General features: G+C 65.3%; 11 protein-coding genes. 2 read left to right on the top strand and 9 right to left on the bottom strand.

The window, feature by feature from the left end:
• The 9 genes from RMP09_RS17750 to RMP09_RS17710 all read right to left on the bottom strand — a co-directional run.
• The coding region (locus tag RMP09_RS17750) for an HAD-IC family P-type ATPase (protein ID WP_310567304.1) at positions 1-1253 on the bottom strand (1253 nt) is incomplete at its 3' end.
• Positions 1254-1263: 10 nt separating this feature from the next.
• Entirely contained in the window at positions 1264-2313 is a 1050-nt protein-coding gene (locus RMP09_RS17745) for a cytochrome D1 domain-containing protein (protein ID WP_244908973.1), read from the bottom strand.
• Between the two features lie 9 nt (positions 2314-2322).
• Complete coding sequence (locus tag RMP09_RS17740; protein ID WP_310567303.1) at positions 2323-3963, bottom strand: multicopper oxidase domain-containing protein; 1641 nt, start codon at positions 3961-3963, stop codon at positions 2323-2325.
• Positions 3964-4020: 57 nt separating this feature from the next.
• A complete protein-coding gene (locus tag RMP09_RS17735) occupies positions 4021-4530 on the bottom strand; it encodes a hypothetical protein (protein WP_310567302.1) in 510 nt (169 codons plus the stop codon).
• Between the two features lie 104 nt (positions 4531-4634).
• Complete coding sequence (locus tag RMP09_RS17730) at positions 4635-5021, bottom strand: cytochrome c (protein WP_310567301.1); 387 nt, start codon at positions 5019-5021, stop codon at positions 4635-4637.
• Positions 5022-5137: 116 nt separating this feature from the next.
• Positions 5138-5476: a copper-binding protein gene (locus RMP09_RS17725; RefSeq protein ID WP_310567300.1), complete on the bottom strand. Its 339-nt coding sequence runs from the start codon at positions 5474-5476 to the stop codon at positions 5138-5140.
• Positions 5477-5517: 41 nt separating this feature from the next.
• A complete protein-coding gene (locus RMP09_RS17720; protein WP_310567299.1) occupies positions 5518-6012 on the bottom strand; it encodes a cupredoxin family protein in 495 nt (164 codons plus the stop codon).
• A gap of 70 nt (positions 6013-6082) precedes the next feature.
• Positions 6083-7477 carry a copper oxidase gene (locus tag RMP09_RS17715; RefSeq protein WP_310567298.1) on the bottom strand — a complete coding sequence of 465 codons (1395 nt, stop codon included), beginning with the start codon at positions 7475-7477 and terminating at the stop codon, positions 6083-6085.
• 13 nt (positions 7478-7490) lie between these two features.
• Positions 7491-8600 carry a TolC family protein gene (locus RMP09_RS17710; protein WP_146219374.1) on the bottom strand — a complete coding sequence of 370 codons (1110 nt, stop codon included), beginning with the start codon at positions 8598-8600 and terminating at the stop codon, positions 7491-7493.
• A gap of 146 nt (positions 8601-8746) precedes the next feature.
• Between RMP09_RS17710 and RMP09_RS17705 the strand changes: the two genes are divergently transcribed.
• Both RMP09_RS17705 and RMP09_RS17700 read left to right on the top strand, forming a co-directional pair.
• Positions 8747-9433, top strand: a complete 687-nt coding sequence (locus RMP09_RS17705; protein WP_310567297.1) for a heavy metal response regulator transcription factor — start codon at positions 8747-8749, stop codon at positions 9431-9433.
• Positions 9433-10821 (top strand): heavy metal sensor histidine kinase, encoded by a 1389-nt coding sequence (locus RMP09_RS17700; protein ID WP_110400896.1) that lies wholly within the window; start codon positions 9433-9435, stop codon positions 10819-10821. The genes RMP09_RS17705 and RMP09_RS17700 overlap by 1 nt, the downstream gene beginning before the upstream one ends.
• Positions 10822-10849: the final 28 nt, after the last annotated feature.

The raw sequence follows: 10849 nt of genomic DNA, 5'->3' as shown, positions 1-10849 counted from the left end.
GTCAGGGTGCCGGTCTTGTCCACGATCAGGGTGTCGACCTTGCGCAGGTTCTCGATGGCCGCCGCGTCGCGGAACAGCACGCCGTGGCCGGCGCCGCGGCCGGTGGCCACCATGATCGACATGGGCGTGGCCAGGCCCAGCGCACAGGGACAGGCGATGATGAGCACCGCCACCGCATTGATCAACGCATAGACCCAGCTGGGCTCCGGTCCCAGCCAGCCCCAGCCCAGGAAGGTGAGCGCCGCGATGCCCACCACGGCCAGCACGAAGGTGCCCGCCACCTGGTCGGCCATGCGCTGCATCGGCGCGCGCGAACGTTGGGCCATGGCCACCATCTGCACGATCTGGGACAGCACGGTGGCCGATCCCACGCGCTCCGAGCGCATGACAAGGGCCCCGCTGGTGTTGAGCGTGGCACCGATCAGCTTGTCCCCCACCTGCTTGCTGACCGGCAGCGGCTCGCCGGTGAGCATGGATTCGTCGAGGGCGCTGCGGCCTTCCACCACCACGCCATCCACCGGCACTTTCTCGCCCGGGCGCACCCGCAACAGGTCGCCGACGTGCACATGCGCCAGCGGCACGTCCTCTTCCTTCGCGTCGGAGCCGATCCGCCGCGCCGTCTTGGGCGCCAGCCCCAGCAGGGAACGGATGGCGGCCGAGGTCTGGGAGCGAGCCTTGAGCTCCAGCACCTGACCCAGCAGCGTGAGCGAGATGATCACCGCCGCGGCCTCGAAGTACACCGCCACCCGCCCCATGGACTGGAACGAGGCAGGGAAGGCCTGCGGTGCGACCGTGGCCGCGACGCTGTAGACGAACGCGGCCCCCGTGCCCAGGCCGATCAGGGTCCACATGTTGGGGCTGCGGTGCACCACCGACTGCCACCCCCGCACGAAGAAGGGCCAGCCCGCCCACAGGACGATCGGCGCGCTCAGCACCAGCTCGACCCAGCTCTGCACCGCCATGTCGAACCAGCCCAGCCGGTGCCCGGCCATCGCCAGCACCGTGACCACCACCGTGAGCGGCAGGGTGGCCCAGAACCGGCGCTGGAAATCCGCGAGTTCCGGGTTGTCCTGTTCCTCGGCCTCCGGCATCACCGGTTCCAGCGTCATGCCGCACTTGGGGCAGTTGCCCGGGTGCGGCTGGCGGATCTCGGGATGCATGGGGCAGGTGTAGACCGTGCCCGCTGGCAGGGGCACCGCAGGCGCCGCTGCGTGCGAATCGGCGACCGGGTGGTGGTGGTGCGGCGCATGCATGGGCCTGCTCCTATGGGGTCACGCTGATGCCGTTGGGGCCGGCACCCACCGGCACGGTGGCGACCGGCTTGTGCGCGACCAGGTCGATCACGGTGACCGTGTTGTCGTACAGGTTGCTCACATAGGCCTGCCGACCGTCCGCATCGACCACGACCCCGTGCGCACCCCGTCCAGTGCGGATGCTGGCGGTGACCTTGAAGGAGGTCAAGTCGATCACGCTCACCGTCCGCCCGGGGTTCTTGCGGCTGCCCTGGTTCGCCACCAACAGGCGCTGGCTGTCCGGGGTCGCAAACAGCTGGATGGGACCGTCTCCGACGGGGACCTTGCGCACCACTTCGTGGGTCTTCGGGTCGATGACGGCCACCCGGTCCTCCTGCGACAGCGACACGAACGCCAGGCGCCCGTCGCCGGTGAACCCCACCTGGGCCGGCCCCCGGCCCACGGGAATGCTCGCGACCTGCTGGCGACTGGCCGTGTCGATGACGGACACGGTGCCGCCCTTGAGGTTGGCCACATAGGCCTGCCGCCCGTCCGGGCTCAGCCGGATGCCATGCGGGAACGCCCCGGTGGCGATGGTGGCCACCTCCTTCATCGCCGCGGCGTCCACCACGCTGACGGTGTTGTCACTACCGTTGGCCACGTAGACCCAGCGGCCGTCCGGGGACACCACCACGTGCGCGGGATGCTTGCCGACCGGCACCTTGCCAACCACCGTGTCGGTGGCGGTGTCGATGGCCCAGACCTCCCCAGGAGTGGTCATGGCGGCGTGTGCGGCGCCCGACATCCCCTGGTGGCCCGCGTGGCCGGCGTCGGCCGGTGGCGTTCCGTTGTTGGTCACCCAGACCCGCTGCCCGTCGGCGGTGGCCTGGACGTTGTGCGCGCCTGCGCCGACGGTGACGGTGCGCACGGTCTGGCGGGTGTCGGTCGCGATCACGCTGACCGTGCCGTCGGTTTCATTGGCGACGTAGACCTTGGGCGCGGCCAGGGCGGCGGAGATCCCGCCCAGGGCGAGGCAGGCGGACAACAGGGTGAATCGCATGGGATAGTTTCGGATGTTCATGTGGGTTCCTCAAGCCTTGACCTGGTAGCGAAGCATCATTCCCGCTTCGGCGTGTTCCAGCGTGTGGCAGTGAAAGACATAGTCCTGATCGCCGGCGTGGGGGTGCGAGAAGTCGATGGCGACCTTCACCGACTCGCCCGGCCAGACCTGCAGGGTGTCCACCACCCCCAGGTCTTGCGGCAGCAGGCCGCGAGCGCCGGCCAGGGGACGGATCTGGTCCGGGCTGCCCAGGCGTTCGAGCACCCGGAACGAGAAGCCGTGCAGGTGCATGGGATGCGGCATGCTGCGTTCGGCGTTCTCGATCAGCCAGGTTTCACGCGCGCCCCGCTGCACGGTCAACGCCACGGTCGCGTGGTCGAACACCCCGCCATTGATGGTCCAGTGGCCCTGGCCGTCGTGACCCAGCCGCATGCGGCGCGGCGTGCCCGCCGGTTCGACCGGTGTGGCGAGGCTGGACAGCCGGGAGGGCATGCGCCGGTCATAGGGCACTCCGGCTGCCGCCAGGTCAATACGCATCAGTGCCCTCGCATCGCCTTCCATCGCCATGGCGGCGGGCGCGGCGGCACCGAGGGCCGCGCCGTGCTGGCTGTGGTCCATCGCGGCCATGTCGTGCCCACCCTCCTGGTGCATCGGGTCGAAGGGCAGCGAGGCCAGGGTCACCGGCCGCCCGGCCTCGGCTTCCCGGAAATCCACCAGCACATCCAGCCGCTGACCGGGTGAAAGGAAGGTCTGCTCGATGCGCACGGGCTGGGCCAGCAACCCACCGTCCGTGCCCGTCAAATAGAAGCCCAGGGCGCGGCCCTGCTGCAGGAACGCCAGCCGGTAGCTGCGCGCGTTGCTGCCGTTGAGCAGGCGAAAGCGCACGATGCGGCGCCCCGCCTGAAGCACCGGGCGCTCGGTCAGGTTGATCATCAGCCGGCTGCCCACCCAGCCGCCAAAAGACTGTGCGGCGCTGGGTGCGTACTGGAGGCGTCCCTGTGCGTCGAATTCCTTGTCCTGCAGCACCAGCGGGATCTCGGATTCACCCAGCGCCAGCGCCAGTTCCTTGCGCAGGGCGGTTTCGTCGTCGTCCTCGACAAAGAACAGGCTGGCAAGCCCGTGGTAGGCCTGCTGGGGAATGAAGCCGTGCGCATGGGGGTGGTACCAGTACATCGACGACCGGTCCTGCACGGTGAAGGCGTAGTCCATCTGCTGGCCCGGCGCCACCACGTGGAGCCCGTTGCCATCGTTGCGCGAATCCACGCTCAGGCCGTGCCAGTGAACGACGGTGGGCTGATCGATGCGGTTGATCAGCTTCACCCGCATCTCGTCGCCACGGCGGGCCAGAAGCGCCGGGTTGAGGAACTTCTTGCCACCCGATTCCACGGCGTAGGCCAGGATGGGTGTGCGCTGCCCCGGCAACACTTCGATCTCGCTGCGGACCACATGGACTTCCTTGAAGTCCGTCGCGGGGAGCACCCCGAAGAGGCCACTGGTACTCGGCAGGCGCAAGGGGTTGGAAAAGCCCGTCGCCTGCGCTTCAAGGCGCAGGACCGCGTCGGTGGACAGGCTTGACGGCGTGGCTGAAGCGGCCCAGGCGCCCGGGCAGGCTGCTGCTGCCCCCAGCGCGCCCATGCCGCCCAGAAACTGCCGCCGTGAAAACATCGACATCACACAATCTCCTGAACTGGATACGAAAACAGGAACAGCGTCAGAACGTCGGCTCGATCACTGGGCGCCGGGTTTGGCGGGCGATGGCGGCATGCGCTGCATCATCATTTCCATCATGTTTTGCATCATGTCCATGCGCATCTCCATCATTTGATGCCGCTGCGTCAGATCCGGCGTGGCCGCGCCCGGGGCACCCATCCCCTGCATCCCCGACGTGCCGGCCATACCGCCCATGGGCTTCATGGCTTTCATCATGTCCATGCCCTCTTGCATGGCTTTCATGTGCTCGACCATCAGAGCCTCGCGTTCGGCCGGCGTCTTGGCGGCCGCCATCCTGGTGCGCAGCGTCTGCATCGTGGCCATGTGCTGCTGCATGTGCTCCTGCATCTGCGGCATCGACGACATGCCCATGGGCATGCCTGCTTGGGGTGTGGTCGGCTGGGTCGCGGTGCTGGTCGCCGAAGTGGACGGGTGGTGCTGGGTGTGGTCGGCTGTTTGCTGCGCTGCGGCCGAGAACGCTGCACCGGCGACAGCCACGGACAGAAGGGTTCGGATCAAGGCGGACATGACGATTTCCTTTCGTGACAGAACGCATGGCGAACTGCCATGGGGTCACTGTAGGAATCGGCCCGGGTCGGCAAGATGACCCGGAGATGACAAAAAAGTCAGGTTCAGCGCGGCGACTGCTGCTGAGCCTGCCGGTTGATGTCGTCGTGGTGGCGTCGTGTCTCTGGCGCCCATTGCGACTTGATCCAGGACAGCACGGCCACAATGTCGGCATCGCTGAGCGAATCGCCAAAGGCGGGCATGTTGGTGGCGTAGTCGGGCATGCCGACGGCCTTCGCCACCCCTTCCTTGGTGATGCGAATCAGCACATCGTCCGGGTGATGCCACGTGTGGCCGCTTGCATCGTGGGGAGGTGCAGGCAATCGCCCATCGGCGCCTCTTTCGCGCCAGTTGGCTTGCCCCTCCAGATGGACACCGTGGCAGCTTGCACAGCGGGTCTGATAAATCAGCGCCCCCTGTTTGAGCATCGCAGCGTCATCCGTGCGAAGCATCCCGACAGGAACTGGCCGGAAGAGGTCCGCAGATTGCCACCAGAAAAAGGCTGCGGAAGCCCCGGCGAGTGCCAGAACGACCGCAGCTGAACGGAGGAAACCTGTGCGCTGAAGAATCACTTCGCTGGCTGGATGTCGGTCACCGTCATCTGACCGTTCTCGTTCGTTGCCATGAACTGGATCTTGGCGCCGACGCTGGTCTTGTCCAGCAAGGCCTTGTCCTTGGCCACGAAGACCATGGTCATGCCGGGCATGTCCATGTGCTTGATGTCACCGTGCTTGATGGTGATCTTGCCGGCGTCCTTGTCGATCTTGCGGACCTCGCCGTCGGTCATGCCGGGCATGGCCGCCATGCCCATTTTTCCGTGGTCCATGTTCATCTGGGCGAACACCGGGTTAACGGCAAAGGTCGTGAAGGCCAGTGCGCCCGCACTCAAAATCACTCGCAGCTTCATCGTGAATTCCTTTCGTTGAGTGGAGATAACCAGAAAAAGGCTCACTTGGCCGCCACCTTGACCTGACCCTTCATGCCAGCGTCGAAATGTCCCACGTGCAGGCACGCGAAATCCACGGTGCCGGCCTTGGTGAACTGCCAGATCACCTCACCCTGTTTGCCGGGCGCCAGCGAGATCTTGTTGGGCTCGTCGTGCTCCATGTCGGGGAACTTCTTCATCACCTCGTAGTGCTCCGCCAACTCCTTGGGCGTGCCCAGGCTGAACTCGTGTTTGACGCTGTCGGTGTTCTTCAGGACGAAGCGGACGGTTTCACCCCGCTTGACCTGGATGTCCGACGGCTTGAAGCGCATGCCGTTGCTCATGTCGACCTGGATCGTGCGCGTGACCTTGGCGGCGACACCTGGTTTGCCGATGGGTGACTCTTCGTGGTGGCCACCGCTGTGGGTGCCACCAGCGAAAGCAGCCGATGCGGCCAAGCTGGCCGCCGCGAAAACAAAGCCGGCGCGGGAAGCGACGTTGAACTTGAGGGAATTCATGGTTGTCCTTGGGGTTTTGGTTGGGGAAACGGTTGAGGAAAAGCGGTGGCGAGGCGTGCAATGGCCCATTTCAGTGGGACATGCCTTTGGCGCTGGGTTTGATCGCCGTGGCGGCAGCCGGGGTCGTGTCGCTGCTGGCCGCTGGGCGCGGCGTTGGCGGGAGCGTGCCGTTCCATTCGTAGGCCACGGTGCCTTCAGGGAACTTGTACGGACCCGGGTCCTTGTAGTCGCCTGGTTTCTGGTCCTTGCGCACCTTGAAGACCGTGAACATGCCGCCCATTTCCAGCGGGCCGAACTGGCCGGTGCCGGTCATCATGGGCGCCGTGTTGTCGGGAATGGGCATCTGCATCTCGCCCATGTCGGCCATGCCGCGCTCGCCCATCAGCATGTAGTCGGGCGCGACCTTCTGGATCTTCTTGACCAGGCCCCGGTGGTCCACGCCGATCAGGGTGGGCACGTCGTGCCCCATGGCGTTCATGGTGTGGTGGCTCTTGTGGCAGTGCATGGCCCAGTCGCCTTCTTCGTCGGCGATCAGCTCGATCTGGCGCATCTGCCCCACAGCCACATCGGTGGTGACCTCATACCAGCGGGTGCTCGGTGGGGTCGGTCCGCCGTCCGTACCCGTGACCAGAAACTCGTGGCCGTGCAGGTGGATCGGGTGGTTGGTCATGGTGAGGTTGCCCACCCGAATGCGCACGCGGTCGTTCAGGCGCACGTTGAGCGTGTCGATGGCCGGAAACACCCGGCTGTTCCAGCACCAGATGTTGAAGTCGGTCATGGTGTTGACCTTGGGCGTCTTGCTGCCGGGCTCCACATCGAAGGCGTTGAGCAGGAAGCAGAAGTCGCGGTCCACATCACTGATGTGCGGGTGCTTGGCCTTGGGGTGGGTCACCCACATGCCCATCATGCCCATGGCCATCTGCACCATCTCGTCGGCGTGCGGGTGGTACATGAAGGTGCCAGGGCGCCGAGCCTCGAACTCGTAGACATAAGTCTTGCCCACTGGAATGGCGCGCTGATTCAACCCCCCCACGCCGTCCATGCCGCTGGGCAGGCGCTGGCCGTGCCAGTGGATGGTGGTGTGCTCGGGCAGCTTGTTGGTCACGAAGATGCGCACGCGGTCGCCCTCCACCACCTCGATGGTCGGGCCTGGGCTCTGACCGTTGTAGCCCCACATGTTGACCTTGAAGCCCGGCGAGACCTCGCGCACCACCGGCTCGGCCACCAGGTGGAATTCCTTGACGCCTTTGTTCATGCGCCAGGGCAGCGTCCAGCCGTTGAGCGTGACCACCGGGTTGTAGGGTCGGCCGGACTGTGGCACCAGCGGCGGCGCGGTGTCGACCGAAGTCTGGATGACCGGCTCGGGCAAGCCAGCCAAAGCAGAGCGGGCCACGGCCAGGCCGGCCACGGAGGCGGCGGCACCGGCGAAGAACTGTCGTCTGGAGTTGGTAGGGGTGTTGGTCATGTGATGTGTCCTTTCAATGCGCTGCTGCTGCCGGAGCCTCGCCACCGGCGCCGCCCAGATTCACAAAACTGTCGGGCTCTCCGCCCTGCAAGACCCACTGCAGATCGGCCTCGGCCAGCCAGAAGTCGCGCTGTGCACCGATTGCATCCACAGTGGCCTGAGACTGGTTGCGCACCTCGTCCAGCAGGTCCCAGACACTCTTGAGCATGCCGTTGTAGTGCAGCACAGTCTCTTCGGTGATGAACTCACGGGTCTTCAGGATGTCGCCCTGGCTGTCCTGCGCCAAGGTGTGGGCGGCCCAATAAACGTTCATGGCTGACTTCGATAGCGCACGGTTGCGCAGGCTTTCTGCATCTGGCAACTGGTTGCGAACAGCATCACCGCGCTTTTGCAGGTCCGCTGCCGCCATGGGTTGCGCCGGGATGGCAGGCAACTGGTCTGGCAACACAAAGCCATCCTGAAGACCCGTTTGCCCCATCGTCTTGACCAGATTGGCCTGCGCCTGGGCGGCGGCTTGCTGCGCTCGCCTCATATTCATGCGTGCGTTGGAGGCGGCCAGTTGTACGGGAGACAGTTGCAGCTTGCTCCAGTTGCCCACCGTCACCATACGCTGCCCCAGCTCATAGGCCGCCTGGGCAGCCTCCAGCATGTCACGCTGATGCTTCAGGACCTGCTGGGCGGCCACAGCGTCAATCCAGGCTTTGCGCCCCGCCGCAGCCACCTCCAGCACCTCGCCGGTATCTTCGACGCGGCGCTGCAGGCTGGGGTCGAGTTCCGTCCAACGGCCCTCAGCGATCAGTTGCTCGTGCTTAGGACCCAACCGAGCCAACGCACGGGCCAGATCGCGATGCACCATCCAGGCCATGCGAACCGCTACCTCTGCGGTGGGGATGGCAACTCCCATGGTGCTGCTCGGCGTAACGGCGGCGACGCTCACGTTGGTCTGCTCCCACTTGAGTACGTCGGCATGGCCGCGCTTGAACACTCCCACTGCGTCATTGGCACGGCGCCAGTCGGCCTCCTGCGTCGGGCTGGCCGTCTGCGCAGCCAGCGCGAATGGGACGACCAACAGGCCTGCCACCAGCAGCTGGCTTGTGGCTCGATAACTGAACAAAGGTTTCACTGCAATCGCTCCTTTTGATGTGGATCAAGTGGTGCGGATTCTGGCGAGGCGAGTTCGTCACTTCCCTGTCGGTCAGATTACAAAAATGTCAGCTTTTGTCGCGCCCGCCTCGATACGGGCAAACTCGAGGTCAGGAGAACGTGAACGTGAAAATTCTGATCGTCGAAGATGAGCCCAAAGCGGGTGACTACCTCAGACAAGGCCTGCGCGAGGCCGGCTTTGCCGTGGACCTCGTCACCAACGGTGTGGACGGTCTGCACCATGGCCTGGAGGGGGACCACGATCTGGTGATCCTGGATGTCATGCTGCCAGGCATGGACGGGTGGCAGGTGCTCAAGAACCTGCGCAGCCAGGGACGGCAAATGCCCGTGCTGTTCCTCACGGCACGCGATCAGGTCGAGGACCGCGTCAAGGGGCTGGAACTGGGCGCAGACGACTACCTGGTCAAACCGTTTTCGTTCGCCGAACTACTGGCGCGGGTGCGCACCATCCTGCGCCGAGGCCGATCGGGCATGGAGGCCACCACACTGCAGGTGGCCGACTTGGAACTGGACCTGCTGCGCCGACGCGTGAGCCGATCCGGCAAGCGCATCGACCTCACCGCCAAGGAGTTCGGCCTGCTGGAGCTGCTGATGCGTCGGCAGGGCGAGGTGCTGCCCCGCTCCCTGATCGCGTCCCAGGTCTGGGACATGAACTTCGACAGCGACACCAACGTGATCGAGGTCGCCATGCGCCGCCTGCGGGCCAAGGTGGACGACCCGTTCGAGCCGCGGTTGATACAGACCGTTCGTGGCATGGGGTATGTGCTGGAAGCCCCCGAGGGCGCACGTTGATGCCGGGGCGGCTCTCGCTCACCGCGCGGCTGACCGCGTTCTATACCCTGGTGTCCGCGGCGGTGTTGGTCGGCATGGGCGTCCTGGTGTCGTTGGCCACCGAGCGGCACTTTGTCGAACTGGATCACGACTACCTCAAAGACAAGATCGGACTGGTCCAGAAGATCGTCCGGGAGTCGCCTTCGCAGGTCGAACTGTCCGGCCGGCTGGATGAGCTGCTGAACAGCCACCATGGGCTTTTTGTCGATCTGCGACAAGGTGATCGGCTGGTGTATGGACAGGAGGCTGCCAGCTTTCCCAAGGGCCTGCCCACCGCGGACTCGGGGGCCGATCCGGTGGACTGGTCAGTGGGGCCTCAAACGCTCAGAGGGCTGTCGGCTCAGGCCGAGGCCCCTGCGCTGCCCGACGTCGCCTCGCAAGCGACGATGCAGCTCAGGATCGCAGTGGACACGGCACACCATGCGCACTTCCTGCAGGCGCTGCGTCAGACGCTGATGCTGTACCTGCTGGGCGCCATCCTGGTCAGTGGCCTGCTGGGCTGGTGGGCGGCGCGCCGAGGGCTGGCGCCGCTGCGGGTGATGAAGGAGCGCGCCATGACCGTCACGGCTCAGAAGCTGGACCAGCGAATGCCGGTGCAAGCGGTGCCGGCGGAGTTCGCCGACCTGGCGCAGAGCCTGAACAACATGCTGGAGCGCCTGCAATCCGACTTCGCGCGGCTGCAGGAGTTTTCCAGCGACCTGGCGCACGAACTGCGTACCCCCATCAACAATCTGCTGACCCAGACCCAGGTGTCACTGGCCCAGAAACGGGATGCGAACGCCTATCAGGACATCCTCGCCTCCAACGCCGAAGAGTTCCAGCGGCTGGCCCGCATGGTGTCCGACATGCTGTTTCTGGCCAAGACGGAACACGGCATCGAATTGCCCAACCCGGAAGCGATATCGCTGGACCAGGAAACACAGGCGCTGTTCGAGTTCTACGATGCGGTGGCTGATGAAAAGCGTATCCGGCTATCACTCACCGGCCAAGCGGTGGTCATGGGCGACCGGCTGATGTTGCGGCGTGCGATCGGCAACCTGCTGTCCAATGCGCTGCGGCACTCACCGACCGATGCCGAGGTGGCGGTGATGATCGAGCAGCAGGGTGCGAACACCACGCTGAGCCTCACCAACCAAGGGGTCACCATTTCGCCCGAGGTGCTGCCGAGGCTGTTCGACCGCTTCTTCCGGGTGGACAAATCACGCAGCCACCCGGACTCCGACGGTGCCGGCCTGGGCTTGTCGATTACCCAAGCCATCATGGCGGCCCATGGCGGTGCCGTGACAGCCAGTTCGAGCAACGGCATCACCACTTTCTGCCTCGTGTTTCCCGGCTCAGTTGCAGGTTGACTGACGCTTGGAATGACCGGTCACATCG

It is taken from the genome of Hydrogenophaga sp., from assembly GCF_031426985.1.
Classification (GTDB): Bacteria; Pseudomonadota; Gammaproteobacteria; order Burkholderiales; family Burkholderiaceae_C; genus Hydrogenophaga.
The sequence above is the reverse complement of the archived record's forward strand: the minus strand, read 5'-3'. Positions and strand labels throughout refer to the sequence as shown.